This window comes from Bifidobacterium sp. JNUCC 75, from assembly GCF_054819865.1.
Window position 1 is genome coordinate 163,612 of record NZ_JBTHIF010000001.1, and the last position, 26,330, is coordinate 189,941.

The window sequence follows — 26,330 nt, forward strand, 5'->3', positions numbered from 1 at the left end:
CTTAGGGCAGGACAGTGGAGTCTGGGCCGGAGCGGATCACGGTAGTCGTGGGCATGAGCCCGTCAGGAGTCATGATCGCCAGACCAGCCAAGCCAGCCTGTTTGACCGCGTCCACACTCAGGCGTGCGTTCCAGATCAACCGGGAGGAGCCATGCTCGGAAGCCTCATTCAGCCGCACGGCGGCCACATGGTCGCCCAAATCGTGGGTTGAAAGCTCATGGGCACGACCTGCTTCTATGGTCAGCGAGCGCTCCCCCAGCTTGTTGCCCTTCTCGTCGAATCCAACCAGTTCGGCCTTGATCTGATTCGTTGATGGGTTGACCAGTGTCAGTGCGGCCTGGGCAGGCTGGGATATAGTCAGGGCCGAGGAGGCAGCAGCAGTCCCCGCGGGAATCAGAGCCAGGTCGGACTGTGACTGGTCCTGGCTGCCCTGGCCTGTCACCTGCAGGACTGCACGGACGGGCCGGTCGGCATGCACCTGCAGAGCCAGCTTGCCATCGGGCACACCACCCAGATTCACCGCCGTGGCCTGAGAGCCCTGCAGATCCACCCGCCGCAAGGATTGCTGACCGCCTTCATCCACCCAGAACAGGTCCACCGCCGTGGCATGGGATCCCTGTAGAAGCAGAGTGGCCTGGTCAGCCCCGCGCAGGCCGGGAATGACCAGATCACGGCCGGGAGCCGCCAATGTAGTCATCTGATCAGACCCGCGTGGATCGAGCCCGGCCATAACATTGACGGAGACCGACATGGCTACCGGAGCCTGTGAGCTGCGAGCCCGGACGTAGATGGCCTGCTGACCAGGAGCCGCCGCAGACAGATCATATGAGGCATGGCCGCCAGGAGCCACGGTCATGGTCTTGCCTGTCTCCAGGGGCAGCCTACCTGAGGAGTGCGAACCCTGGACCTCGAGACTGATCACCGTGGCCTTGGATGACGGGTTGTAGACCACCAACCGCTGGGTATTCTCTCTGCTGGTGGCGGGCAACAGGAAGTCGGCATCCATGACGGCCCGGGGGCAGGCCAGCGCCTGGATTCCTCTAAGATCACCCTTCGTGGCCCAGGAGACCATACCGGCAGCAGCCCCCGTACCCGGCTGGGACTTGAGCATCCGGGAATCGAAGGCAGTAGCCGAAGCGCCAGGGTCGAGCGAAGCGGCCATGACTTTCTGCCCGTCCAAGAGATCGGGATCAGTCAACGTGGTGTGTCGCCCACTTCCCATTGGGGTCAGGCTGGAACTGCCAATGGATCCGAAGGCGGCGGCCGTGACGCGGGAGCTCAGATCGCCCTCCGATGCCTTGAACTGGTCATCACCGACCTTATCCTCGTCCGCTACCGTCATTCGAGCCGGGCAGTAGGCCGCTACCTCTCGCTGACTGACCCGGCTGGAAACGGCTGTAGATCCTCGGGCACCATCAGCCAATGAGGCCGGAGGTGCCCAGATCAGCAGAACGGCAATCAGGACCGCCACCAGGGGCGCCGTGACCAGAGCGGCCACCAGGGATCCCTTGCTTCGTGCACTCATAGCTGCTCCCCTCCAAAGTAGCCCGGACGCGGCAGAGCCACCAGGCAGTATCCCAGCAGGACCAGGCCCAGGGTCCACAGCCAGACCCGCCTCCAAGTGCTGGCCTCTGCTCGTGTGACACCAGTCATGTCAACGCCCACGTCCTTGCCGGACTGTGAGTTCAAACGGAAATAGGTTCCCTGTGCATTGGCCACCACCTGCTGGGCACCTTCGCTGGCGGTGATATTGGACACCAGGTCATCGTTGGGCGTGGACCCCAATCCCGCTGCTCCGGAACGATCAACTGGCACGTAGATACCGCCGAAGCCTAGGTCGGCCACCGCAGCTACGGCTTGTGAGTCGGCTTTGGCCATCAGAGCAGCTGCTGAATGCGAGAGGACATCCTCGCCAGCCAGCTGATTGCCATTCACTCTCTGGACGCGCAGGGCAGGTGAGGCATCTACCAGCTCTCCTCGTGAGGTGTGCAGACCGGTGTAGGCCACGCGACCATGGGAGGGCGATGTCAGCACCAGCACCCGATGGGATGGATCCTTCTCCAGGTAGTCCACCGCCACAGCCGGAAGCTGTCGGCCGTCCGCAGACAGGGGCCCACCGACAGGCGCCACCAGACCGATCACTGCTACACCCACAGTGACTAGGGCCAGGACCAGGACCAGCAAGAGCCTGAAAACACGTCCACCACCATTAACTGCAATTGCAGAGGTTGAAGAGGATTGCGCAGGAGGCAGGGGCGGACGATCGGCATCGTTGTCAGGGGCCTGATCATGCCCAGAAGCAAGGGGCGAGAAGGGACGGACGGCCCTGCCAGCCAGCAGACCCAGGCAGGCCAGAAGACCCATAAATGCCATCATCATGCCAGGCAGGACTGAACCGGCCACTGGACCGGTCTCGTCCAGGCCAGTGCAGACCGCCTGCGAGACCAGCGCCAGGACCAGGCCCAACAGGACCGTGATCCAAAGAATCCTGGCCGCCTTGAGCACCCGAGGCACAATCAGGGTAACAAAGGCAAGGAGGACCACCGCCAGCAGACAGCAGGCCAGCGTGGCAGGATGCCAGAGTTCAGGTCGCCACCTGGTGGGCCATAGGGCCGAAGCATCCAGGCCCAGCAGGCGGGCCAGCAGTTCCCCTAGGCTCCCGGTTCGAGGCTGACCGGTCAGATCCACCGAGGGAACCATCAGATCTGCGAAAAGCTGCCTCCAAAGCCCGTCCTTGGCATGATGCAGGGAGTTGACCAGGGTTGGCGCCAGGGCCAGCACCGAAGGCAGGGGCATCAGCAACAGCATTATCCGATGGGATGACACCAGGCAGATTGCCATGATGAAGAGCGGAATCATGGCCAATATGAGCTGAGGTTCGGCTACCAGGACCGGCAGGAAGCAGATGGAGGCCAGAGCCGCCTGCTGCACCGAAGCCTTGGGGTGCACGGGAGCCTCGGTCTGATACAGCCCCACGGCCTTGAAAACGAAGGCAAAGGCGGCAGGCATGAAGGCCATGACCGTCAGCATGGGCAACTGCAGACCATCCACGATGCCTAGGGCGAATGCCAGACAAGTCCAGAGCAGCCCCAGCAGGAAGCGGATGGGATTGGACCTGGTGACCACGCCGGCCAGGGCCCAGAAAGACAGAGCGGCCAGTCCCGTTTCAGCCAGGAGCATCAAGGCCATGGCCTGGGCCACATGACCGCCAGTCAACAGGGCGAAGGGTAGGAGCACCAAGAGGAAGGGGGCAGGAACTGCAGGCTGTCCCACGCCCCCGGCCCAGGACCAGGAGGTGGTGGCCGCCGCCAGCAGGCGGGGCCAGTCAGCTCCTGACGAGGGCAGGAAGGGCGCGTGGATGGCACCTCCTGAGAAAATGGCTCGGCAGAGGGGCCAGTGAGTGGCAACCAGAGCCACCAAGACTGCTATGGTCATCCCCGATGCCCAGGCCAGGCGACGCAGGAACTGCTGGCGCAGATGAGCCAGGGCCAGGTGGCTGAGCATGGGATGTTCCTGCTGATCGCGGAAGGCTTGCCTACGCTGCCGCCACTGCCGGATCTGCTGACTGTTGGCCTGAAGAATGTTCAATCGGCGTGGACTGCCATGGCAGGCGGAAGTCAGACGGCGACGCATGGTCAGCAAGGCCGCAGGACGGGTTAGAATCCGCCAGGGCGCACACAGACGGCACAGGGCCCTGTAAGGCCGTTTGCCGATGAGATCAAGGGCCATGAACCACAGTGCCGCCAGAACTCGCCAGAGCCAGACCAGCGGCCACCAGGGAAGGGCAAAGTCAGTCAGCAGGTAACGCTCTCGAGCCAGTATGGGCCCCATGGAGGCATCCAAGGGACGGTCGGGCTGCACTGGCCGCCCATTCCGGTCGCGCAATCCGCTCATCCGTGCGCTGGCATGGGCCATCCGGACACTAGGCACCACTACCACACGCCCCCCTGACAGGCAGATGCGGCGGCAAAGGTCGTCGGCTTGGCCGAAAGTTCCAGCCCAGGCACCTGGTCCACCCAGATCCTTCATAATCTGTATGGGCACCAGCGCACCAGCCAGACTCACCGCAAAAACATCCTGACGTGCGTCATACTGCTCCTGGTCGGGCTCGCTGTCCACTACCAGGCTCACCGTTCGGTGATGGTAGGCATACCGACCCACATCCCGCAGTCCCTCGCCCTGCCAGTCATACTGCTTGGCGCCCAACAGGGAAGCAGTGGGATTGCTGTGCCAGGTGTCCACCAGCCTGTCTAGGCAATGCTCATCCATTGGACGGCAGTCGTCGTGCAGAAGCCAAAGGGCACGGATTCGACCAGGCAGACGGGCATAGCCAAGTGCCTTGTCCACGGCATCGCCGAAGGAAGAGGCGCCTTTGGCGCGAACCACCTGCACTTCCACCCGCGCTGGCCCGTCCACCGGGAACTGCGCATAGAGAGGCTCTACAGTGATCCCCGAACAGTCCGCAATAACTATGACCCTAGGCAAGAGGCTCTGTCGCAAGAGGGCACGCAGGGTATCAGACAGGTAGGTCAGGTCATGCTCGACCGTGATCACCGCCGCCACAGCATCCTCCACATGAGGACTGGCAGCAGGCGAACATGCGTTCATAACTGCAGAGAGAACCTGCCGGACATCCTGGGCTTGAGGCGCGACGAAACTCATGCGTTCCAGTCTACGCAATCCAGGTCACCGGATGCCTCGCTCGGGCACCTGCGGCGATTCAGACCTGATGCTGCGCGCGCATCCTCTTCTTGTAACGGCGGCGCTCCCGTTCACTCATGCCGCCCCAGATGCCAAAGCGTTCGTCGTGTTCGACCGCCCAGTCCAAGCACTGCTTTCGGACGGTGCAGTCGGCGCAGACCCGCTTGGCTTCCTGAGTGGAGCCTCCCTTGCCTGGGAAGAATGCTTCCGGGTCTGTCTGTGCACAGAGCGCCTCGCTCCGCCAGGATGGTCCGATGTTGACTTCGAACCATTGCATCAGCGGCGTCAGCCTGTTTTTAGTTGTACTGCTGTATCGAGTGTCTATAAAACCACTCATAGCGACCCCCCAGTCCCTAGTGTGTTTACACACTTTTATTACAGCCGCTACGGAGGTCTTCTGTCAACCCCTACATGCCTGCAAGCGCAACTGAGCAACACGTGGAGGAGACCATATCGCCCGAAGAGGAGCTGCGGATGAGGGTCAGACTATACTATGACTGGTTCAAGCACGCTTTACCGTCATCCCGGTTCTTCCCGCCGGAATGACCCCTACAGCGACAGCCGATGAGGAAGGCATAACCATTGACGTCCCCAACCAGAAAGATGGGTCTGCCCAACATCAAGGCGGGCAGGAACGGCAAGCCCCAGCACAGCGGTGGGTTTCGCAACAGCCACCGTCTGCGCACGGGCATCTGTCTGGCCCTTACCTTCATTCTTTGTTTCGTAGCCTCGACAGTGGCGGCCTTCTGGACCGACATCAACGGTCACATGCACGTGCTGGAGCCCGTCACCCTTGCTCAAAGCCACAAGGCCCCGGAAGACATCTACAAAGGCAAAACCCTGAACGTCCTGGTCCTGGGACAGGACACCCGGGACGGCAAGGGCAATGCAGATGTGGGCGGCAGCGGCGACGGCCTAGAGGAGAATCACCAGTCGGACACGGCCATGGTGGTCCAGATCGCCGCAGACCGTTCCTACGTGAACGTGGTCTCCATTCCCAGGGACTCCATCGTGAACGCCCCGGCCTGCACCACCAGCAAGGGGGAAACCATTCCGGCCCGCCGCCAGGTCATGTTCAACTCCATCTTTGCCGAAGGCTACAGCCAGGGCGGCGATGTGAATTCGGCCGCCAGCTGCTCTCTGGCTGCGGTCCGCTCACTGACCGGTTTGGACATTCAACAGTTCGCGGTGGCTGACTTCAACGGTTTCAAGTCCATCATCGACGCCCTGGGCGGGGTCGACGTGTGCATCCCCAAGGATACCTGGGACGGCTATACCGGCATCAACCTGAAGCGCGGTCTGCGGCATCTGGACGGAACCCAAGCCACCGAGTACGCTCGCATGCGCCATGGAACCGCCGCCGACGGGTCGGACATTATGCGAACCACCCGCCAGCAGTATCTGATCAAGAGTCTGGTCAACGAAGCCAAGGCCATCAATATCTATTCCGACCTGCCCAAGGCCTACCGTCTGGCCACCACCTCCATGTCCACCCTGCAGCTGAGCGAGGGCTTGGGCAACTTCCAGACCCTGCTGGGTCTGGGCAATTCGCTCAAGCACATAGACACCAAACATATCTACGCCCGTACCATACCTGTCGAGGAATGGTCCCAGGACAATTACCGAGTGGTATGGACGGATGAGGCCGACACTATCTGGCAACTGCTCCGAGAAGGGAAGCCTTTGACCCAGGCCAATGAGGCTGCAGAGTCAACATCTTCATCAGACAAGCAGGCCAGCAATGATCAGGATGTCCAGAGTGTCCAAAACACACAGGGTGCTACTCAGACAGCGGGCAACGGCTCTGACACAGAGGACGGCACCCAATCCCCATCTGCGTCCGCCGCTGCTCTACCCAAGCCCGATCCCCGCACCGGACTGATCACCATGCCTGACAAGACCCTGATAGATCCGAACACGGGCGGAATTGTCGATCCGGACGACGGAACCATCAGGGATGCAAACACCGGACAGTACATCGGTATGGCGGACCGCTACCTGTTCGCTACGGTCTGTGCGGTTCCGGCGCAGAGATAGCCGATTAAGCCGCTGGGTCGTTCAGGCATGCTATTGCTTACCTAGTCGGTCAAAGCTACGGAGGTTAAGGGTATGCGGACTGGATCAGACCAAGGCGGACAGGGACAGGAGCCTCCTAGCTTCATGCCCTCCGGTCATCACCGTCCGGCGGCCGACCTCGGAACCCCAGGTACCGAGGCTAGACACAGCCGTAGCCAGACGCCTCCCAGCTTTTCCCCCTCCTCCGGGACTGGGCATCAGCCGGGGCAGACCAGCGGGGCCCGGAAGGCCAGACGCACCAGCGGATCATCGAAGACCACACCCCAGCCAAGGGCCACGGCTGCACCTGTTGGGAACGACTGGAGCAACAGAAGCAATCGAAGCATGCGCAATGGCACTGCCCTCGTCCGCAGACACCCCTTGCGCAGATTCATAACCATTCTGCTTTTGGTCCTGCTGCTGGCACTGGTCGTACTGGCGGGTGGAGGATGGTTCTGGATCAATGGCAAGCTCACCCGCGACAAAATGCTGACCGATGCCCCTGGTTCAGAGGCCACCACATGGCTCCTTCTGGGATCGGACCAGCGCGACGGTTCTCCGGGGGCCGGACAGGATGCCAGCATCACCGGCTTCCGCACCGACACCATCCTGGTACTGACCAAGCCCCGGCACGGAGCCGCCTCCTTGATTTCAGTCCCCCGGGATTCCCTGGTCAAGCAGGACGGGGATTACATGAAAATCAACGCCGTGGCCTACACATCGGGCTACCGGGCCCTGACCGGCCAGATTGAGGACATCACCGGCCATAAGGTCGATCACGTGGCCTTGATCCGGTTTGGAGGCCTCAGTAAGGTGGTCGACGCTCTGGGCGGTGTCAGGCTTTGCTACGATGCAGACGTCAACGACCCCAACTCAGGCATGGTCTGGTCCCGCGGCTGTCATCAGGCTGACGGCGGCATGGCCCTGGCCTTCACCCGCATGCGCTACTCGGATCCCAAGGGGGACTTCGGGCGTGCCGAACGCCAGCGTCAGGCCATCTCAGCCATCACTGCCAAGGCGCTCCAGCCCTCGGTCATGCTCAACCCGTCGACGGCCGGAAAGGTCCTTTCGGCGGGTCTGGATGCCTTGGTGGTGGATGAGCGGACCAACCCCATAGACCTTGTGCGCATGGTCCTGGCCTTCCGCAGTGCCAGCAGCAGCAAAGGCATCACCGGAAGCGTCTACTGGGCGGATCCTGACTACTATCCGGGCTGGGGTCTCGGTTCCACCGTTCTGCTGGATCAAGCCCGCAACACCGACCTGTTCAACAAGCTTGCGCAGGGCAGTCATGCCCCCGGAACCGTCGGCGGCATGTAGCACCGTCCGCCAATCCCAGCCAGATTCCACATTCGACCACATGCCAGATTTGCCCTGGAACTCCCCAGCCGGGCCCTTCATGCTGAAGACATGATAAAGGCCAATTCATCAGCAGCTGCATTTCCGATATCAGCAGCCGGGCCGAAAGTCTCTAACCAGGTTGCAGGCGATTGGCACTCTGCCAGCGTCAAAGAGCGAACGGCCAAAAAGGGAAGGATCCAGGTCATTCTGACCCTGGTCGCCCAAACGGCTCCGGCCCTGGCCCAGGCGGGCATGATCTGGTACGCAGTCGGCCAGGGACGCTGGATATTGCTCCTCCTCTTGTTGCCCAGCCTGACAGGTACCTTGGCCATGCTGCTTTTGAGCCTGCTGCGAGCGCATCAACAGCCACCGCCATCTCTCACCGCCCACGCACAATTGGAATACGGCATAGCATCGAATCGTGCTTCTCTATCGACAAGCACAGAGTACCAGACACAGCAGGACTTGGCTCAGCTGGCCTCCGACCCAGGCCCTCGGCTGGAGTCCCAACTGTTGGGATCGGGGGCTTCGGAAGCACATGGTCTGCTCTGGCAGAGCATCGTTCATGCCTGGCTTGCCGCATCGGGGAAGACAGCACCGGCAATCATCGGTGCCCGTCCTGATCACAGACCGCTGGTCATCGATCTGCCGCGTGACGGACCCCACGCCCTGGTGGCAGGTACAACGGGATCAGGCAAGTCGGTTTTTCTGCAGACCTGGTGTCTGGCCCTGGCCGCCAGTCAGCCTCCAGACCGGCTCAATCTGGTCCTGCTGGACTTCAAGGGCGGTGCCGGCTTCGGCCTGTTGGCCCGACTGCCACACACCGTGGGCTGCGTGACCAATTTGGATCTGGACCAGGCCGTACGAGCGCTGAACGGCCTTCAGCGGGAATTGGAGCGCCGTCAGCGCCTGGTTGCCAGAGCGGGGGTGGAGGACACTGCCCTGATGTCCGATCCACCGGCGCGCCTGGTGGTGGTCATTGACGAGTTCCAAGCCCTGCGCCAACTCCTGCCCGACTATCTGGACAAACTGACCGCCCTTGCATCTCAGGGCAGGTCCCTGGGTATGAACCTGGTGGCCTGCACCCAGCAAACCATGGGGCAGGTCAGCGCCCAGATGCGTGCCAACATGAACCTGGGCATCTGTCTGCGCGTGCGCGACCCCCTGCAGTCCAAAGAGTTGCTGGGGTCCTCCTGCGCCACAGCAATTGACCCTGCCTGTCCAGGTCTGGGCTTCCTGGAGCAAGGTCGGGGCCCCCAGGCCTTCCGCACCTGCCCAGCAGCTGACCCGCAGGCCCTGGTGGAACAGATCATCAAAGCCAGTCGCTTCTGCGGCAGCCGACCGCCAGCACCGCTCTTCTCGCCTCCCCTGCCAGAGCGTGATCCGGCCTGCGGAAAGATTCTCTGGCAATCAGGGCAGCCCCTGATACCTTTGGGACGCACCGACGACGGTGTCCTGCTGCACCTCTACCACCTGCCCCTCAAAGGTCATACGGCCGTGATTGGACCGCCAGGCCGAGGAAAGAGCACCCTTCTAGCCCTGCTGCTTCGTTCCCTGCTTACCCTGATGAAGCCGGGAGCCCGACCAGGACCCAGCTTTGATTTGCGCATCACGCGGCGAACAGGCCAGGGCTACAGCAGCCGGGACTCCACAGGTCCGGTGCCGACACCGCCTAAAGGTCATCAACGTGGCAACCGGGGGCTGGTCTGGATTGTTGACGATGCCCAAGACCTGCTGGATCCGCTCTGTCGGGATCCATTGTCCCCGCTCTTGCAGGAGGCTTTGGGACAGGAGGGAACCACGGTGATTCTAGCTGTGGATGCGGCAAGTGCCCTGCGCAGACCTGAGCGTTTCAGCCGTCGTCTGGTGTTCCCCTGTGGCGAACGGGGGGCCGATCTGGCGGCTGGCATCCCCGCCGATCAGCTGGCCGCCCTATCCACACGGGCCAGCGCCATTCCTGGACGGTGTCTGGTTCTGGAGGCGGGTCACGCCATTCCGCTACAGGTGTTCTCTTTAGCCGTAAAACAAATGGACCCTTGAAAAAAGTCACCCATCGTGCTTATCTTGCATAGGGTAGTGATAAAGCACAGATAAAAACTTCTTGGAGGCTTAGGTAGATGAGTAATGCGTTTGATTGGCGCGCCAAGGCTGCTTGCCGTGACAAGGACCCTGAGCTGTTCTTCCCTGTCGGCAACACAGGTGCAGCCTATCAGCAGATCGAGGAGGCCAAGGCTGTCTGCCGGACCTGCAAGGTCATTGACGCCTGTCTGAAGTGCGCCCTGGACACCAATCAGGATTACGGCGTCTGGGGCGGACTGAGCGAGGACGAACGCAGGGCTCTCAAGCGTCGGGCCATGCGTGCGCGCAGGTCTCAGGCCATGCAGATGCAGTCCTGATTCCTTCCCGATTGCACCGAACAGTTAAGGGGCGATGGCTTGATGCCACCGCCCCTTTCTTTTCCTGAAAAGCACCCCTCGCTAATAGGTTTTCGGGATATCACACGTCCTGCGCCACGCGCAGCTTGATGTTGATGACCACCCGGGTGCCCCCATCCCGGCGTGGCTCCCACTTGACCGTACCGCCGAAGTCGTTGGTGACGAAGGTATTGATGATCTGCGTGCCCAGCCCGGACCCGGTGGACCGAGCCTGTCCCTGATCCGACTCGGTGCTGTAGCCGTTGCCGTCATCCTCGACCACCACATTCAGGTTGTTGCCGCCCCGGCCTACCGATATGGTGATATGCCCCTCGTCACGGCCCTCAAAACCGTGTTCGACAGCATTGTTGACCAGCTCGGTCAGCACCAGGGACAAGGGTGTTGCATCCTGGGCTGGCATCATCCCGAACTTGCCCACGTAGGAGATGGTGATGTGCTGGTCGCTGGTAGTGGCCAGGTCCACGCTCATCTTCAGCAGGTTGGCAATCACCTTATCGAAGTCCACAATCTCGTCGGCGGTCTGGCTGAGGCCCTCGTGAACCACGGCGATGGTCTGGACGCGGCGCTGGGCCTCCTCCAGCTCCTTGCGGACCTCGTCTGACTTGGTGCGCCTGGCCTGCAGCCGCAGCAGGGCTGACACGGCCTGAAGGTTGTTCTTGACACGGTGATGGATCTCGGAGATGGTGGCATCCTTGGTCTGCAGCTCCTTCTCCCGGCGGCGCAGCTCGGTCACGTCCCGGCAGAGAACGATGGCGCCGGTCCTGCCCTGTTTGCCGTACAAGGGCAGGGAGCGCATGGAGACAGCCGACCCGTTGGCATCTAGTTCCGAGTCCACAGCCGCCTTGCCCGATAAGACCAACGGCAAAGAGTCGGGCACGGGATCGTTCTCCTTGAGCAGGGAAGTACCAATCTCGCTCAGGTACTGGCCAATCATGGTCTCCACTGAGCCCAGTCGGCGGAAGCAGCTGATGGCGTTGGGTGAGGCATAACGCACTACGCCGCTTGCCGTCAACACAAAGAAACCGTCGGCCACCCTGGCGTTGTGCCGCTGGTTGAGCACCGAATCCGCGTAGGGGAACTCGCCGCGGGTGATCATCTCGAAGAGTTCCTTGCCCGCGTTGATGCTCTCGCTCTCGTAACGGCCGTTGGACTCGCGCGTGGCCATGTTGGTCTCGCGGACCACCAAGCCCAGGGTTTTGCCCTGGTGACGGATAGGGGCATAGACATCGCAGACCGTGGCGCGGCCGATGGTCCGCAGCTTGTTGGATCGCAGCACCCCCTTGGACTGCATGGCCGCCTCCAGCTCCTCGCTGCGATCGGTCGGGAAATGCTCTCCGACCACATCTTCGGTGCGCAAAGACATGACCGTTGAGGGACGGCACTGCTCGGCCACAGTGAACTCCCCCTCGCCGGTACGCAGCAGGAGCAGCAGGTCGGCAAAGCTTAGATCGGCGATGACCTGCCAGTCGGCCACCAAGTGGTGGAGCCACTCGCGGTCCTCCTCATTGCAGTCGTCGCAGGAAGCCAGAATCTCGGAAAAATCAGCCATGCCCTCCATCATACAAAGGGCCCGCGGAAGCAGATAGGCGGGTCATGCCCAGGGCGATGATGACATGCGCGTCCAATACACAGGTCTGGGGTAGGGTGGTTCACGGATGTTTCGCCCCGGCTACCGGACCCGACAAGCCCGGACCAGTCAAGGGGCCAAGGGAGGGCCATGGCAACCAGGACCAGCGAGGACGGCAGACCGCCTGAGGACCAGGAGGTTGATCCCGATCTCGAACGCCGCCGTCAGCAGCGCCGCCAGGAGCTGACCTACCTGCGCAGGGACGCAGAGGTGGCCCATGAGGCCCATCTGCAGGCCAGGGCCGATGCGGTACGCGCCAAAGCCAAGGCCAAGGCTGCACGGATCATGACCAAGGCCGAGATGAAAGCCTCACGAATCGAGGGCATCCCCGACATGGAGATCGAACGCAAGGTCCGCCTGGATGTGCACGGCCGCCCCAAGCCCCTGCTGCGTGGCTGGATTCACGCCGTGGCCGCCCCGCTGGCCCTGGCAGCCGGCATCGTGCTGATCTGTTTGGCCCACGGCACTGGCCTTAAGCTGGCATGTGCGGTCTTCATGGTCGCCTCACTGGCCCTCTTCGGTAACTCGGCTCTCTACCATCTGGGCGACTGGACCCCGGGGACCACGGACGTTCTGCGCCGCTTGGACCACGTCAACATCTTCCTGCTCATCGCCGGCACCTACACGCCGATTTCCTTTGCACTGGACCCCTTCTGGCGGCGGGTCATCATCCTGGGCATGTGGGGGGCCAGCCTGGTGGCCATGATCGTCCACGTCTTCTGGATCGATGCTCCCCGCTGGCTTTACACCCTTGTCTACGTGGTCTTCGGAGTCTCGGGAGTGGGCTTCCTGAAACTCTTCTGGGACTCCCCCATGGCCGGTCCGCCGGTGGTTTGGCTGATTGTGGCCGGCGGCCTGGCCTACATCCTTGGGGCGATTGTCTACGGTCTGCGTCGGCCGGACCCTTGGCCCCGGGTATTCGGCTTCCATGAAATCTTCCACTGCGGCACGGTCATCGGCTATGCCTGCCACATCGTGGCCATCTATCTGGTGGTCTGCAACCTGCGCTGAGCAGCTCTCCAGCCGAACCGCACTTTTAACAAAGACCATCGGCCTGCCTTACGAACCAAGTGGTCATTCATAGAGCAGTCACCCACAGACGAAGCCGCCTCCCGTCGACCATGGCGGGGAGCGGCTTCATTCAGGCCGAGCTGGGACGGTGAGGGGTCGTCCCGCTACTTGAGGGGCTGGGCATCCTTGACGGTGACCGAGATGTCCTTGCCATTGGGAGCCTTGTAAGTCACGGTCTGGCCCTTCTTGGCGCCCATGAGGGCCGCGCCGATAGGCGACTCGGGGCTGATGACATCATAGTCGGTGGCCACGGTCAAATCTCTGGAACCCAGCACGTAGACCATTTCGTTGCCGGCCATGGTCAAGGTCACCAGGGATCCGTTGCCCACCGTGCCAGCCTTAGGAGCCTTGAGGATCTTGGCGTTGCGAAGCTTGACGATCAGCTCGTTTATCCGCCCCTCGTTCTTACCCTGCTCCTCGCGCGCAGCCTGGTAGCCGCCGTTCTCGCTCAGATCACCCTCGGCTCGAGCCGCCGCGATACGTTCGGTAATCTCGTCGCGGTACTCGCCCTGACGGTGGTCAAGCTCCTCCTTCAGCTTGTCGTAAGCGGCCTGTGTCAGCAGAATCGTCTTTTCCTCAGCCATGTGATTCCTCCTTGTTTGATGCACTTGTCTCGTGGCCCGACATGAACTGCAAAGTCAAGGGTATGAAAAAGGCGCCGGCCCTCACCGGCGCCTGGAGACCCTTGTCTACCGTGTCGATATGATATCGATCACGAAAACCAGGGTATCGTCGCCGCCGATGCCCGCCTGAGGCATCCCCTGACGACCATATCCGTACTCCGGCGGAATGGAGACCACCAACCTGGACCCCACGTTGTGGCCGGGCACCGTCTGGTCCCAGCCGCGAATGACCTGCCCCACGCCAATGCCGAAGCTGGCTGGCTGATGACGCTGGAAGCTGGAGTCGAAGACCTGATCGGACCCCCAAACGACACCGTGATAGTTGACGGTGACGGTATCGCCCTTGCGGACGACTGGCCCGTCCCCCTCGACCAGCTCCACGGCGCGCAGCCCGCTGGGCGCCGAACCATGGAAGGTTATGGTCGGCGTGGCGCCGAATTCGGCGTTCACTTCGGGCATGGATTGGTCACTCATGACAACTCCTTTGGTTTTCTTGCGTACCAGAGTATCGGTTCGTCGGCCGGGTGACAAGTTGCGACACTGCCGTCCAAGCCGATGAGGCCTTGGTGCCCCGGGTGGGAATCGAACCCACAAGCCGGTGAAGGCGGCGGATTTTAAGTCCGATGCGTATACCATTTCGCCACCGGGGCCATGACCCATAACGCCTTAGTATATCATTCGCGCAGGAGGGTCCGACCGTAGTCCAGGACCAGGCCGTCCAGGAGGCCATGCTCGCTGGCCACATAGGTTCCCGAAGCCAACGCACTCGGGCTGGCCTGGCCCAGACGCTCCAACAGGCGGCTCCAGATCAGGGCGCCGCCGCCAATCACATCCACACGCCCAGGATGGATGGCCTTGAGCTCCCTACGCTCCTGCCGGCTCATGTTCAGCACCCGGTCGTCAACCCGGCAGGCCGCATCAACCAAAATGGACTGACCATCGACGGCATCGCGATTGTAGACCTCGCATCCCAGGGCCAAGGCGCTCATGGTGGTGACCGTGCCGGAGACTCCGATCACACTGCCTACTCCGGCTACAGGGACCTGGTCGAAGGCCCGGTCGATCCAGCCGTCAACATCCTCAAGCGCCTGGTCAATCTGCTCCTGGCTGGGCGGATCGTTCAACAGATGGCGCTCAGTCATCCGTACGGAGCCGATGTTCATGGAGTAGGAGGCCCTGACATGGTCAACAGGCAAATCGCTCCCGTCCCCGCCCAGGACCAGCTCGGTGGAGCCGCCACCCAGGTCGACCACCAGGTATGGCGTAGGGGGCATGTCGGTGCCGCCTCGCTGTTCCAGCACGCTGACCGCTCCCAGAAAGCTCAGCGAGGCCTCCTGGGAGCCGCTGATGATCTCGGGCGTGACCCCTAGGATGGAGCGCACCCCCGCCTCGAATTTTTCTCGGTTGTCGGCATCCCTGGTGGCTGAGGTGGCCACAAAGCGCAGTCCATCTACCGAATGCTCCTGCAGCTGCTGGGCGAAGAGCCGACAGGCCTCAAAGGCGCGCTCCAGAGCTTGGTCGGAGAAGCGGTGATTGCGGTCCACGCCCTCCCCCAACCGGATAACGCGCATCAGCCTGGGAGCCACCGGATGGAGCCCCTGCCGGTCCACCTTGGCAATCAGCAGACGTATGGAGTTAGTGCCGCAATCCACACCCGCCACCGTTACCTGATCCATAAAACCCCCTTCATCGGTTCTCTTCCCGGTATGCCTCAGTCCAAGGCCGAGCGCACCTGCAGACCTGCGAATCGAATATTTGATGCACCAAACCAAGAGCACGGTCGCCCAAAGGATTAACCCCAGGGCCCATAACCAGAGACTGAGCGGTCAGAGCATGCAGGCACTTGACCCGCTTGGGCATGCCCCCCGCCGAGATTCCAGCGATGTGCCCTTCGTCGTCGCCCAGCTGATGGGCCAAGGCAGACCGGAAGGCCAGGTAGAGCTCATGGGCCCTGCGATAAGCACTGGCCAGATCCCGATCAGAACCAAGTTCGGCATTCCAGTCGGTCATGATACCGTTAGCCTCCAACCGGGAGACGGCCTTGACGGCCTCGGGGCTGGTCAGATAGCACGTGGTCGGAAAAGGCGTGCCGTCCTCCAGCTGCGGCCGGGTGACCACAGCCAGGGGGTTGCCGCAGACACAGCGAGCGCCCACGGCCACCATACCCCGCGGATAGCGACCCAGCTGGTGGTTCACGACATCTATCTGTTCCGGCGTGGCCGGAGTCGCCAGAAGCTCCTGGACCCGATCTCTGACCGCCGCCAGTTCCCGGTCGCCAATCAGGATAAAGGCCTCGACCTTATTCTGCCCAACCTCGGACTCGACCCTGACCTTGTCTACGACTTGAGATTCCTCTGCTGCCTGGGGCCTTCCCTGGGCCTTGTTCACGCTGTCCTCATCTTTCTGATTGTGCATTGCTGCAAAGTTCATGGCCTGTTGAAGCGGCGAAGTCCGAGCCTTCGAAGTTCACTGCGCTCCCCCGCCCCCAGATGGAGAGGAGCCATCAGAGCCACCCGGACTACTTGAACCAGACGGACTGGCAGAGCCGTTCGGACTGGCTCCATCGCCAGGATGCTGACCTGTGCTCCCCTTGCTTCTATCGGCAGTAGGGTCCTGATCGGCCTTGGCGAAGGAGTAAGCCATTTCCTGATACCAGGGCAGGGAGTTCTTCCTGGGGGCCCGGACCCCCTTGCTTCCAGCCTGGTCTTTGTCCTTGCTGCCCGTGACCGCCTCCGGGTGCAGGACCCGGATAGCCTCCTCGTCGGGGAAAATGAATCCCAGCCGATCCCGGGCCTGGGCGGTTACATAGGCCTTGTCATCCCAGCGCCGGATCTGGTTCTCCAGGTCACGCTTGTGTTCGACAAGCTGGGCCTGCTGGTTGCGCAGGCCGTTGAGTTCGGAAAGATTAATGGCGTAGGCGTGGAAGGTGGAGACCAGTTGAATTAGCCCCAGAGCCACGATGATGACCGCCACAAAGAAGGTGATGGGTCCCGACGACCGCCTGCTTGTCCGCCGGTTGGCGCCGTCACGTTTGTTTTTGGCCATACCCATAAAAATACCCGCGGCAGCCGACGCGGACCGCCACGGGTGAAAGACTTCACGGTTGGTTCGAAACCTGCAAAGGATCCGGCCCGACCGACAAAGACTTACTTGGTGTACTTCTTGCAGGCCTTGAAGGCACTGTAGCCGGCATACTCGGCGGTGGAGCCCAGCTCCTCCTCGATCTCCAGCAGCCGGTTGTACTTGGCGATGCGCTCGCCACGGGCCGGAGCACCGGTCTTAATCTGGCGGGTGTTCTTGGCCACGGCCAGGTCGGCGATTGTGGTGTCGGAGGTCTCACCGGAACGGTGGGAAACCATGGAGGTGAACCCGTTGGCAGTGGCCAGCTCGATGGCATCCAGGGTCTCGGTCACGGTGCCGATCTGGTTAAGCTTGACCAGCAGGGAGTTGGCGGCCTTCAGGTCGATGCCCTTCTGCAGCCTCTTGGGGTTGGTCACCAGCAGGTCGTCACCCACAAACTGCAGACGGTCACCCATTGCAGCGGTAATCTTCTGCCAGGCACCCCAGTCCTCCTCGGCGAAGGGATCCTCGATGGAGACCAGCGGATACTTCTCGACCAGGCCCTGGTAGTAGTCCAGCATGTAGTCCGCGTCGCGGTCCTCACCGTCGAAGTGGTACTTGTCGGTGTCCTTGTTGTAGAACTCCGAGGATGCCACGTCCAGGCAGAGGCCGATCTGCTTGCCAGGCTCGTAGCCGGCAGCCTGAATGGCGTCGACGATGTACTTCAAGGAGTCCTCGTTGGACTTCATCTTGGGGGCAAAGCCGCCCTCATCGCCCAGGCCGGTCTCGTGGCCGTCCTTCTTCAGGATGCCCTTGAGGGTGTGGTAGACCTCAACGCCGGCGCGCAGGGCCTCCCGGTAGGAGTCGAAGCCGTAGGGGGAGATCATGTACTCCTGGATGTCGGTGGCGAAGTCAGCGTGGGCGCCGCCGTTCATGATGTTCATGTTGGGCACGGGCAGGATGTGGCCGTTGGTGCCACCCAGGTAACGGTAGAGAGGCAGTTCGGCGGACTCGGCAGCCGCATAGAGCGCAGCCAGGGAGACACCCAGAATGGCGTTGGCGCCCAGCTTGCCCTTGTTGGGGGTGCCGTCCAGATCAATCATGGTCTCGTCCAGGGCGCGCTGATCGGTAGCGTCCATGCCGATGACGTTGGGAGCGATGGTCTCATTGACCGCCTTGACGGCGTCCAGCACACCCTTGCCCTGATAGCGCTTCTTGTCGCCATCCCTACGTTCCCAGGCCTCGGCCTCGCCGGTGGAAGCACCGGAGGGAACCAGACCACGCCCCTCGGCGCCGTCCTCAGTCTGCAGAACGACCTCGACGGTCGGGTTGCCACGGGAATCAAGAATTTCGCGCGCGAACACGCTTTCAATTGCTGCCACAACTGCTCCTTCAATAAGTTGTTGTGATGTCTCTTACAGGATACTAGTTTTGTTGGACGGGCGAGGGACCCGCTGGCGTGCCATCGTCGGAGGACTTGGGCAGCCCCCAGGCAAGGTCGTCCAGCAGGGTGTCCACCCAGGCGGTCATGGCCACCGAATCCATGGGTCCCGAACCAAGGGAGCCCGCGAAGGGCGCTGGGATCAGCAGGGTCTGCGTCACAGGACGGTACTGGCTGCCCTTGTAGATACGTGCGATCCTTGCCTGGAGGGAATCGGGCATAGTCACGGGCCTGATGCGCACCCTGGAGCCCTGGGAGGCGATCTCCGCAATGCCCAGGGAACGAGCCTTGGCCCGCAGCCTGGCAACTGCGAAGAGGGTGTCGAACTGGGCCGGCGGACGCCCATATCGGTCGGTCAGCTCCTCATGCAGGTCGCGCAGATCCTGCTCGTTGCGAGCCGAGGCCAGCTTGCGGTAGGCCTCCAGACGCAGCTTGTCCGAATCAATGTAGTCCACAGGGATGGAAGCTTCCAAGGGCAGGTCGATGCTGACAGTGACCGGCTCGGTCCGCCCAGGCTCCTTATACTCTTCCACCGCCTCGGAGACCATGCGCACGTAAAGGTCGAAGCCGACCCCCTCGATATGGCCGGACTGTTCGTCGCCCAACAGGTTGCCGGTGCCGCGTAGCTCCAGATCCTTCATGGCCACGTCGTAGCCGGACCCTAGGGCCGTGTTCTGAGCGATGGTGGCCAGCCTGTCGTGGGCGGTCTGGGTCATTGGCTTGCTGGGGTCGTAGAGGAAGTAGGCGTAGGCCCGCTCCCGGCCGCGTCCCACCCGGCCGCGCAGCTGATGGAGCTGGGAGAGCCCGAAGCGGTCGGCCCGGTCCACGATCAGCGTGTTGGCGTTGGGTATATCCAGGCCAGTCTCGACGATGGTGGTGCAGACCAGCACATCGATATCCCGGTGCCAAAAGTCCCGGATGACCCCGTCCAGCTGCTTCTCCCCCATCTTGCCGTGGGCCACGCCCACCTTGGCCTCGGGAACCAGCGTCTGCACCTTGGCCGAGACCTTGCCGATGTCCTCCACCCGGTTATGGATGTAGAAGATCTGGCCCCCGCGCAGGAGCTCACGACGAATGGCCGCAGTCACCTGGGCATCCTCGTAGGCGCCCACATATGTCAGTACCGGCAGACGATCCTCGGGGGGCGTGGCCAGGGTGGACATCTCGCGGATGCCGGTCACCGCCATCTCCAGGGTGCGCGGAATGGGAGTAGCCGACAGGGACAGGACGTCCACGTTGGTCCGCATGGCCTTGAGGGTCTCCTTGGCCTCCACGCCGAAGCGCTGCTCCTCGTCCACGATCATCAGACCCAGATCCTTGAATCGGATGCGCGGGTTGAGCAGCTTGTGGGTGCCGATGACCACGTCCACGGCCCCGCTGGCCAGGCCCTCCATGGTGGTCTGGTTCTCCTTGGCGGTCTGGAAGCGGCTCATGGCGGCCACATCCACCGGGAAGCCTTCGAACCGCTCTGTGAAGGTTTGATAGTGCTGCTGAACCAGCAAGGTCGTGGGCACCAGGACGACCACCTGCTTGCCGTCCTGAACGGCCTTGAAGGCGGCACGGATGGCTATCTCGGTCTTGCCGAAGCCCACATCCCCGCAGATCAGGCGGTCCATGGGCACCGGCTTCTCCATATCGGCCTTGACATCGTCGATGGCGGTCAGCTGGTCGGGGGTCTCCTGGTAGGGAAAGGCATCCTCCAGCTCCTTCTGCCAGGGGGTGTCGGGACTGAAGGCGAAGCCCTTGGTGCGTTGCCGGGCCGAGTAGAGCTTGACCAGGCCTTGGGCGATCTTGTGGACATGCTTGCGAGCCTTGGCCTTGGTGGCCGACCAGTCGGATCCGCCCAGCTTGTTGAGCCTGGGAATCTCGGCACCGATGTAACGACTGACCTGATCCAGCTGGTCGGCCGGTACGAAGAGCTTGTCTGGCGGGGCATTGCGCTTGGAGGGGGCGTACTCCAGGACCAGATACTCCCGGCTGCCCTTGCTGGGGCCCACGCCCACGCTGCGCTGGCGCATGCCTATGAAGCGGCCGATGCCGTGCTGGTCGTGGACCACATAGTCACCGGGCTTGAGCTCGTCCAGGTCGATGGCCTTGCGCCGTCGGTTGGAGGTCTTGCTGCCAGCGGCCACGCTGGTACGCCCGGTCAGGTCCCTCTCGGTCAGCAGGGCCAGATGGGCGGACTGGTCCACGAAGCCGTCCACAGCCAGGGAGCGGTGGTACTCCAACCCAGTGATCCCTGTGGTCTGCACGGCCCGACGCAGACGGCTCAGCGTCCCCTGGGCCGGAGCAGTCACAACAACCCGGTCGCCGCGCTCCAGCAGGGATGAAATGCCCGAAGCGGCCCGATCCTCGTCGCCGCGGTACTGGTCCGGAGCCAGGGCATCCAGACGCTCGGCCCCCTCCCGGTCCGGATCCACCGATAGGTCGGTCAGCTTCCAGACCTCACCCTTGCGGTACTCCAAGGATGAGATGACCTCGTCGTAGTCCAGGAAGCTGGCCCTGTCAAAGCTGATGGGTGCGCCCGAGCCCTGTCCTGAGGCTGCCACATGCCAGCTTGCGGCCAGGAACTCGTTGGCGGTCTTGACCAGGTCCTGGGCGGAGCGGGCCAACAGCTGCGGCTCAGACAGCAGAATCAGGGCACCCTCAGACAACATGGACCCCACCGGCACTAGCTCGTCGACCAGGGCAGGCAGAAGGGATTCCATGCCCTCTACCGGAATGGCTTGGGCGATGGACTCCAGCATGTCGTCGGCGTTGGGGATGCTCCCGATCAGGGAACGGGCGCGGGCGCGGACCTGGTCGGTCAGCTGCAGCTCGCGGCAGGGCGGCGCCCAGATCCGGTCCAGGTCGGGGCCGTAGGTGCGCTGATCGGAGGCGTGGAAGCTGCGGATGGTGTCCACCTCGTCGCCGAAGAACTCAATGCGCACCGGGTGGGCCATGGTGGGGACGAAGACATCCAGGATTCCGCCTCTGACGGCGAACTGTCCGCGCTCCATGACCAGGTCCACCCGGGTGTAGGCGTTGCGGACCAAGGCTTCGACTGCCTGGTCCAAAGGCAGGTCCTGGCCGCGTAGGAAGACCAGGGGCTCCACATCCTGCAGACCTTTAACAACCGGCTGCAGCAGGGAGCGCACGGGCATGACCAGGATGCGGATGGGTCCGAAGTCAGGGTCGTCCTGAATCGGATGGGCCAGCCGCCTGAAGACGGCCATCCGGGATGCCACGGTGTCTGCCCGGGGCGAAAGCCGCTCGTGAGGCAGGGTCTCCCATGAGCGCAGCAGGGCTACATCGCCAGGGTCGCCCTCATACCAGGAACGGATGGCGCCGGCCATCTCCTCGGCATCACGCTCGGAGGGGACCACCAGGACCACCGGGGCACGTCCGGCTGCCGCAGCGGCCAGGGCTGGTCTGATCCCCTGGGGAGCCTGCACCATAAGAGAGGTGTCGGTGTCGGTAGCAGGCTCGGAATCTCCTTGGACCAACCTTTTGAAGGCGGCATCCGCCTGCAGGTCGTCCAAAAGAGGACGCAGGGATCCATTCAGCGATTCCTGAGGTTCCACCTTCTTGCCGGTCCCCTGCCCTGACTGGATATGCTCATCGACCATTGAACTGCTCCTGAGCCTGGCTGAGGCCCTTGGTAATCACGATTTCTGCGGCATCCGCGCCGTCGGCCAGGAACTCGGGCAGACGCTTGCGCTGATCGTCGACAAAGGTGCCCAGAACCCAGTCCACGGTGCGCCGGTGGGCGTCAGGACCTCTCCGGGCATGCCCCACGCCCATGCGGACCCGGGCATAGGCGTTGCTGCCCAAAGAACGGTCGATGGAACGGATGCCGTTATGCCCGCCCGAGGACCCGCCGGCCTTGACCTTGATCCGGCCGAACTCTAGGTCCATGTCGTCATGGATGACCACGACCCGCCCAACCGGTATGTGGTAGTAAGAGCAGATGGAGGCCAGGGCATCGCCGGAGTCGTTCATGAAAGTCAGCGGCTTGGCCAGGAAGAAGGGTATGCGGCGTCCGTCAAGATCCAGGGTGCCACGGCCCAGCTGGGCCAGACCTTTGTGGTCGCGCAGGTTGACCGACCAGCGTTCGGCCAGCAGATCGGCGCACATGAAGCCCATGTTGTGCCTGGTGCCCTTGTACTCGTCACCCGGGTTGCCCAGTCCGGCTATCAGCCAGAAATCGGATGCCATGTAGGTGATACCTCCTGCTCTCAAACGGGACGGTGAGATTCTACACAGGCTCCCCGACCCCTTTACGCTCAAGGGACAGGCTCCAGTAGGAGACGTCATGCAGGACGAACCGGTCCCAGGCGGCCTGGGGCAGGAGGCCGAAGCGGTTGAACCCGAACCGGTGCAGCAGAGCCTTGGAGGCCGAATTATCGTCGAAGATGATGGCCACGGCCAGACGCATGCCCTCCTGCCGGGCGCGCTCCAGCAGGGAATGGACCATCAGGGCACCCAGGCCACGGCCACGGCTGCCACGGTCCACGTAGTAGCTCAGCTCGCAGGTCTCCTGGTAGCCGGGCCGATCGTAGTATGCCGACAGGGAGCCGAAGGCCAGCACCCGGCCCTCCTGCTCCAGGACCAGGGCCGGATGGCCCTGGTCCGGATTGTGGTCCAGCCACCATTCCAGGCGCTGATCCAGGCTGACCGAGGCCGTATCCGCCGTGGAACCGCCATCCATGACTGCCTGGTTGTAGATGGCGGTGACCGCCTTCAGGTCCCCGCGACGGCAGAGCCGAATGCACGGGGTGGCGCTCACTTGTTGCCGCCCTCCTGATCGGAGGCCTCCTTGAGAGCTTCGCGCAGACGGTTCTGAGCCTCGCCGTAGGCGCTGAAGTCGCCCTTCTTCAGGGCGGCATCGCCGTCGCTCATGGCCTGGTTGGCCTTGTCCAAGGCCTGTTTCAGGGCCTGTCCTCCTGTGGTCGATGCCCCGCCGGACCCGGCGGTCTTACCTGGAGCCTTATCGGATTGCTCGCTCTGGTCAGCATTGGAATTGGTGCGTCCAGTGTTGTCGGCATCGCCTGCCGATGCGCCCGAGTTGCCCTGGAAGGTCTTGTCAAGAGCCGCGTCCAAGGTCGCTGAGGAAGAAACCTTGTCTCCGAAGGCCACCAAAACCCGCTTGAGCAGGGGGAAGCTGGTGGCACCGCTGGATTGGACGTATACCGGCTGGATGTAGATCAGTCCGCCGCCAATTGGCAGGGTCAGCAGGTTTCCGCGTTTGACCTTGGTGGATCCGGACTGGAGCAGGTTGAGCTCGGTCGAGACCGCAGCATCCGAGTTGAAGTTGTTCTGGGCCTGCCCCGGGCCGGGAACATTGGAATTCTTGGGCAGCTCCATCAGCCGGATGGTCCCGTAGTCCGGCCCTATCACTCCCTTGGTCGACCCGGCGTCGGAATCCACAGACAGGAACCCGGTCAGAATCTCCCTAGTGGAGGTGCCGGCGGGGATGAAGGTGGAAGTCAGCGAGAAGGCGGGCTTGTCAGTTCCTGGGGTCTGCAGGGTCAGATAGTAGGGAGGCTGCTTGATCCCCGCCTTCTGCTCCTTGCTGGTGCCAGTCGGATCCACGGGGGTCTGCCAGAAGTCCTCGCCGGAGAAGAACTGGCTGGCCGAGTTGACGTGGTACTGGGACAGGAGCTGGCGCTGCACCTTGAACAGGCTCTCCGGGTAACGCATGTGGCTCATCAGGTCACCGGAGATTGACGAAAGCGGCTTGAACTGGCCGGGGAAGACCTTCTGCCATGCCTTGAGCACCGGATCCTTGGCATCCCAGGCATACAGATCCACCGAGCCGTCGTAGGCATCGACCGTAGCCTTGACGGAGTTGCGGATGTAGTTGGCCTTCTGGGAGCCCAGGCCTTTGACGGCCTCGGAGCTCAAGGTGGTCGTGTCCTGGGTGATGGGGCCCAGGTCCACCTTCTGTGAGTAGGGGTAGGCGTCAGAAGTGGTGTAGCCGTCGACGATCCACTTGACCCGACCATCCACCACAGCCGGGTATACGCGTCCGTCCAGGGTCAGATAGGGGGCGATCTGAGCCACACGCTCCTTTGGCGAACGGTTGTAGAGAATCTGCGAGTCGGGGGTGACGCGGTCCGAGAAGAGTATCTGATCGGATCCAAAACGGATGGCGTAAAGTACTCGGGCCAGGAAGTTGCCCACCGACGGGCCGCCGTTGCCCTTGAAGGTGTTGGTGGCACCCTTGGAGCCAGTGGGATAGTCGAACTCCCAGCCCGATGAGCCCTGGGGCGCGCCGACGATGGAGTACTCGGGCGCATTGGGCGAGAAGTAGATGCGCGGCTCGTAGTGCTGGCTGTCGGTCAGCTTGCCTTTGGTGGGGATGTCCTGCTCGAAGAATTCGGGCTGCCCGTCCGGGGTGACCTTGTTGCCGTAGGCGGCCACGATGCCGTAGCCGTGGGTGAAGACCGTGTGGTCGTTGACCCAGTTGCGGTTGTCGTTGCCCTCCAGGTCCAGCTCGCGAGCGCCGATGACCGTATCCTGGCTGACTCCGTCGATGTCGTACTTGTCGACGGCCAGGGTGTCCTCGAAGGTGTAGTACTGCTTGGACTGCTGTAGCTGACGGAAGGTGGGAGAAACCACCTGGGGATCCAGCAAGCGAATCTGTGCCGTGGTCTCCGCATCCCGGGAGAGGGCGCCTGACTGGACCTCGGTGGTGGCGTCATAGGCCTCGGTCTTGAGCTTGTCCAGCCCGTAGGCCTTGGTGGTGGCGGCGATGTTGCGCTGGATGTAGGCGGATTCCATCTCCTGGGCGTTTGGATTGACCCGGAAGCGCTGGACCAGGGCCGGCCAGAAGACGGTCAGCAACAGGGACAGGACGACGGTGACGGCTACAGCCAGAGCGGGAATCCTCCACTGCTTGACGGCCGAACCCAGGGATCCTGCATGGACACGGCCGGGTTCCAGGGTGGGCGACCTCAGAATCCAGACGGCCAAAATTATGCCCAGCAGAGCTATGACCACGGCCATAATCAGGGTCACTGGGATGGCCGCTTTGACCGAGGTGTAAGAGGCGCCGGTGATCCGATCGCCCTCCTCGGTCAGCCTGCCGAAGACACCCAGGGCCGTATCGCCGGCCCAGACCAGCATGAACAGGATCAACCAGACGGCCACCTGTCTGCGGGCGGAACGGGTCATCTCCAGAATGCCCCGGCCGTGCACGGGCATGGTCAAGCGAATGCCACCCATGAGGAAGTTGGTGACCAGGCTGAAGACCGTGGCCGCCAGCAGCATCATCAGCAGGGAGGAGACCAACAGCTGCAGGCCAGGCAGGATGAAGACATAGAAGCCGTTGTCCAGGCCGAACTGGGGATCGCGCACCCCGAAGGACTGGGCGTTGAAGAGCAGGAGCACCTGCTTCCAGTCGGCGTTGAACTGGAAGCCGAAGAATACGCCAACAACCAGGGAGACCACCACGGCCACCTTCAGGGCCGTGCGTGAGGAGACTCCCTTGCCTACCTCAATAAGATCGCCCTTGACCCTGATGGTAGACCCGTCAGGCGAATCGGGACGGCTGCGGATGGCCAGGATGGCCGAAAGCAGGGTCACCGCGGCCAGCAGCAGTGCGTAAGCCAGCCATAGGCCCACCTTGATGCCCAGCTGGGTCCAGACTATCTGCGCCGCCCCCAGTTGGGAGAACCACATGACATCGGTGATGAAGCGGCTGAGCGCGAACAGTAGCAGGAAGACGACCAGCACGACTGCCACAACCACTGCCAGGATCCGCGAGCCCCGGGAAGGCCCTTCATTGCCCTTTCTGCGGGAAGTCAGCCGAGGGTCACCCGGCCCGGAGAAGCGGAAGCGGGACGTGCCGCCGCCCCCCTGGCCGGGACCCTCACCATCGGTTTGCACGTGCAGGATGACCGGGTCGTCTTCATTGCGACGCCGGCCTGGACCGCCTGGACCGCCCTCAGGGTCGAACATGGCACCGAAGAAATCAAAGAATGACATGTACCTAG

Annotated in this window: 20 protein-coding genes and 1 tRNA gene; 5 read left to right on the forward strand and 16 right to left on the reverse strand. The window is 62.6% G+C overall.

Annotated elements, in window-relative coordinates:
* Window position 1: 1 nt before the first annotated feature.
* The 3 genes from ACVWNW_RS00735 to ACVWNW_RS00745 all read right to left on the reverse strand — a co-directional run bounded on the left by ACVWNW_RS00735 (window position 2) and on the right by ACVWNW_RS00745 (window position 4,978).
* The gene (locus ACVWNW_RS00735) at window positions 2-1,525 is read right to left on the reverse strand and encodes a DUF5719 family protein (protein ID WP_454482454.1); all 1,524 of its coding nucleotides are present in this window, start codon (window positions 1,523-1,525) and stop codon (window positions 2-4) included.
* On the reverse strand, window positions 1,522-4,608 hold the full coding sequence (locus ACVWNW_RS00740) for a glycosyltransferase family 2 protein (protein WP_461196293.1): 3,087 nt from the start codon (window positions 4,606-4,608) through the stop codon (window positions 1,522-1,524). Before ACVWNW_RS00740 ends, ACVWNW_RS00735 begins: the two co-directional genes overlap by 4 nt.
* Before the next feature lie 112 nt (window positions 4,609-4,720).
* Entirely contained in the window at window positions 4,721-4,978 is a 258-nt protein-coding gene (locus ACVWNW_RS00745; protein WP_046323023.1) for a WhiB family transcriptional regulator, read from the reverse strand.
* A gap of 305 nt (window positions 4,979-5,283) precedes the next feature.
* Here ACVWNW_RS00745 and ACVWNW_RS00750 point away from each other — a divergent pair, with 305 nt between their 5' ends.
* On the forward strand, window positions 5,284-6,738 hold the full coding sequence (locus ACVWNW_RS00750) for an LCP family protein (RefSeq protein ID WP_454482458.1): 1,455 nt from the start codon (window positions 5,284-5,286) through the stop codon (window positions 6,736-6,738).
* Window positions 6,739-6,974: 236 nt separating this feature from the next.
* On the opposite strand, the gene ACVWNW_RS00755 is transcribed toward ACVWNW_RS00750, so the two are convergent.
* On the reverse strand, window positions 6,975-7,103 hold the full coding sequence (locus ACVWNW_RS00755; RefSeq protein ID WP_255297760.1) for a hypothetical protein: 129 nt from the start codon (window positions 7,101-7,103) through the stop codon (window positions 6,975-6,977).
* Between ACVWNW_RS00755 and ACVWNW_RS00760 the strand changes: the two genes are divergently transcribed.
* The 3 genes from ACVWNW_RS00760 to ACVWNW_RS00770 all read left to right on the forward strand — a co-directional run bounded on the left by ACVWNW_RS00760 (window position 7,102) and on the right by ACVWNW_RS00770 (window position 10,490).
* Window positions 7,102-8,073 carry an LCP family protein gene (locus tag ACVWNW_RS00760; protein ID WP_232346966.1) on the forward strand — a complete coding sequence of 324 codons (972 nt, stop codon included), beginning with the start codon at window positions 7,102-7,104 and terminating at the stop codon, window positions 8,071-8,073. The two genes, ACVWNW_RS00755 and ACVWNW_RS00760, sit on opposite strands and share 2 nt — an antisense overlap.
* A gap of 90 nt (window positions 8,074-8,163) precedes the next feature.
* A complete protein-coding gene (locus ACVWNW_RS00765) occupies window positions 8,164-10,134 on the forward strand; it encodes an FtsK/SpoIIIE domain-containing protein (RefSeq protein ID WP_454482461.1) in 1,971 nt (656 codons plus the stop codon).
* Between the two features lie 77 nt (window positions 10,135-10,211).
* Complete coding sequence (locus tag ACVWNW_RS00770; protein ID WP_015021978.1) at window positions 10,212-10,490, forward strand: WhiB family transcriptional regulator; 279 nt, start codon at window positions 10,212-10,214, stop codon at window positions 10,488-10,490.
* 100 nt (window positions 10,491-10,590) lie between these two features.
* On the opposite strand, the gene ACVWNW_RS00775 is transcribed toward ACVWNW_RS00770, so the two are convergent.
* On the reverse strand, window positions 10,591-12,078 hold the full coding sequence (locus ACVWNW_RS00775) for a sensor histidine kinase (RefSeq protein ID WP_046323025.1): 1,488 nt from the start codon (window positions 12,076-12,078) through the stop codon (window positions 10,591-10,593).
* A gap of 168 nt (window positions 12,079-12,246) precedes the next feature.
* Between ACVWNW_RS00775 and trhA the strand changes: the two genes are divergently transcribed.
* On the forward strand, window positions 12,247-13,167 hold the full coding sequence (gene trhA / locus ACVWNW_RS00780) for a PAQR family membrane homeostasis protein TrhA (RefSeq protein ID WP_141650074.1): 921 nt from the start codon (window positions 12,247-12,249) through the stop codon (window positions 13,165-13,167).
* A gap of 164 nt (window positions 13,168-13,331) precedes the next feature.
* Here the strand turns inward: trhA and ACVWNW_RS00785 are convergent, their stop codons facing one another.
* From ACVWNW_RS00785 to ACVWNW_RS00835, 11 genes are all read right to left on the reverse strand, one after another.
* Window positions 13,332-13,811, reverse strand: a complete 480-nt coding sequence (locus ACVWNW_RS00785) for a GreA/GreB family elongation factor (protein WP_024627331.1) — start codon at window positions 13,809-13,811, stop codon at window positions 13,332-13,334.
* 105 nt (window positions 13,812-13,916) lie between these two features.
* Window positions 13,917-14,324, reverse strand: coding sequence for an FKBP-type peptidyl-prolyl cis-trans isomerase (locus tag ACVWNW_RS00790; protein ID WP_046323026.1), 408 nt, complete (start codon window positions 14,322-14,324; stop codon window positions 13,917-13,919).
* Window positions 14,325-14,414: 90 nt separating this feature from the next.
* Window positions 14,415-14,500 (reverse strand) — tRNA-Leu (locus tag ACVWNW_RS00795).
* 24 nt (window positions 14,501-14,524) lie between these two features.
* Window positions 14,525-15,526, reverse strand: a complete 1,002-nt coding sequence (locus ACVWNW_RS00800; protein ID WP_454482464.1) for a Ppx/GppA phosphatase family protein — start codon at window positions 15,524-15,526, stop codon at window positions 14,525-14,527.
* 10 nt (window positions 15,527-15,536) lie between these two features.
* On the reverse strand, window positions 15,537-16,280 hold the full coding sequence (locus ACVWNW_RS00805; protein ID WP_461196294.1) for a DUF501 domain-containing protein: 744 nt from the start codon (window positions 16,278-16,280) through the stop codon (window positions 15,537-15,539).
* A 36-nt stretch (window positions 16,281-16,316) separates the two neighbouring features.
* Entirely contained in the window at window positions 16,317-16,895 is a 579-nt protein-coding gene (locus ACVWNW_RS00810; protein ID WP_046323028.1) for an FtsB family cell division protein, read from the reverse strand.
* A gap of 101 nt (window positions 16,896-16,996) precedes the next feature.
* Window positions 16,997-18,292 (reverse strand): phosphopyruvate hydratase, encoded by a 1,296-nt coding sequence (gene eno, locus ACVWNW_RS00815; protein WP_015021986.1) that lies wholly within the window; start codon window positions 18,290-18,292, stop codon window positions 16,997-16,999.
* 43 nt (window positions 18,293-18,335) lie between these two features.
* Window positions 18,336-21,959 carry a transcription-repair coupling factor gene (gene mfd, locus ACVWNW_RS00820; RefSeq protein WP_454482469.1) on the reverse strand — a complete coding sequence of 1,208 codons (3,624 nt, stop codon included), beginning with the start codon at window positions 21,957-21,959 and terminating at the stop codon, window positions 18,336-18,338.
* A complete protein-coding gene (gene pth / locus ACVWNW_RS00825; protein WP_454482471.1) occupies window positions 21,949-22,548 on the reverse strand; it encodes an aminoacyl-tRNA hydrolase in 600 nt (199 codons plus the stop codon). The genes mfd and pth overlap by 11 nt, the downstream gene beginning before the upstream one ends.
* Window positions 22,549-22,588: 40 nt before the next feature.
* On the reverse strand, window positions 22,589-23,119 hold the full coding sequence (locus ACVWNW_RS00830; RefSeq protein ID WP_454482473.1) for a GNAT family N-acetyltransferase: 531 nt from the start codon (window positions 23,117-23,119) through the stop codon (window positions 22,589-22,591).
* Window positions 23,116-26,322: a UPF0182 family membrane protein gene (locus ACVWNW_RS00835; RefSeq protein ID WP_454482475.1), complete on the reverse strand. Its 3,207-nt coding sequence runs from the start codon at window positions 26,320-26,322 to the stop codon at window positions 23,116-23,118. Before ACVWNW_RS00835 ends, ACVWNW_RS00830 begins: the two co-directional genes overlap by 4 nt.
* Window positions 26,323-26,330 lie beyond the last annotated feature (8 nt).

What these genes read in the sequence shown, in the direction of transcription:
- ACVWNW_RS00735 (WP_454482454.1), bottom strand. Translation starts at nt 1,525, where the DNA reads ATGAGTGCACGAAGCAAGGGATCCCTGGTGGCCGCTCTGGTCACGGCG.
- ACVWNW_RS00740 (WP_461196293.1), bottom strand. Translation starts at nt 4,608, where the DNA reads ATGAACGCATGTTCGCCTGCTGCCAGTCCTCATGTGGAGGATGCTGTG.
- ACVWNW_RS00745 (WP_046323023.1), bottom strand. Translation starts at nt 4,978, where the DNA reads ATGCAATGGTTCGAAGTCAACATCGGACCATCCTGGCGGAGCGAGGCG.
- ACVWNW_RS00760 (WP_232346966.1), top strand. Translation starts at nt 7,102, where the DNA reads ATGCGCAATGGCACTGCCCTCGTCCGCAGACACCCCTTGCGCAGATTC.
- ACVWNW_RS00755 (WP_255297760.1), bottom strand. Translation starts at nt 7,103, where the DNA reads ATGCTTCGATTGCTTCTGTTGCTCCAGTCGTTCCCAACAGGTGCAGCC.
- ACVWNW_RS00765 (WP_454482461.1), top strand. Translation starts at nt 8,164, where the DNA reads ATGATAAAGGCCAATTCATCAGCAGCTGCATTTCCGATATCAGCAGCC.
- ACVWNW_RS00770 (WP_015021978.1), top strand. Translation starts at nt 10,212, where the DNA reads ATGAGTAATGCGTTTGATTGGCGCGCCAAGGCTGCTTGCCGTGACAAG.
- ACVWNW_RS00775 (WP_046323025.1), bottom strand. Translation starts at nt 12,078, where the DNA reads ATGGCTGATTTTTCCGAGATTCTGGCTTCCTGCGACGACTGCAATGAG.
- trhA (WP_141650074.1), top strand. Translation starts at nt 12,247, where the DNA reads ATGGCAACCAGGACCAGCGAGGACGGCAGACCGCCTGAGGACCAGGAG.
- ACVWNW_RS00785 (WP_024627331.1), bottom strand. Translation starts at nt 13,811, where the DNA reads ATGGCTGAGGAAAAGACGATTCTGCTGACACAGGCCGCTTACGACAAG.
- ACVWNW_RS00790 (WP_046323026.1), bottom strand. Translation starts at nt 14,324, where the DNA reads ATGAGTGACCAATCCATGCCCGAAGTGAACGCCGAATTCGGCGCCACG.
- ACVWNW_RS00800 (WP_454482464.1), bottom strand. Translation starts at nt 15,526, where the DNA reads ATGGATCAGGTAACGGTGGCGGGTGTGGATTGCGGCACTAACTCCATA.
- ACVWNW_RS00805 (WP_461196294.1), bottom strand. Translation starts at nt 16,280, where the DNA reads ATGAACTTTGCAGCAATGCACAATCAGAAAGATGAGGACAGCGTGAAC.
- ACVWNW_RS00810 (WP_046323028.1), bottom strand. Translation starts at nt 16,895, where the DNA reads ATGGCCAAAAACAAACGTGACGGCGCCAACCGGCGGACAAGCAGGCGG.
- mfd (WP_454482469.1), bottom strand. Translation starts at nt 21,959, where the DNA reads ATGGTCGATGAGCATATCCAGTCAGGGCAGGGGACCGGCAAGAAGGTG.
- pth (WP_454482471.1), bottom strand. Translation starts at nt 22,548, where the DNA reads ATGGCATCCGATTTCTGGCTGATAGCCGGACTGGGCAACCCGGGTGAC.
- ACVWNW_RS00835 (WP_454482475.1), bottom strand. Translation starts at nt 26,322, where the DNA reads ATGTCATTCTTTGATTTCTTCGGTGCCATGTTCGACCCTGAGGGCGGT.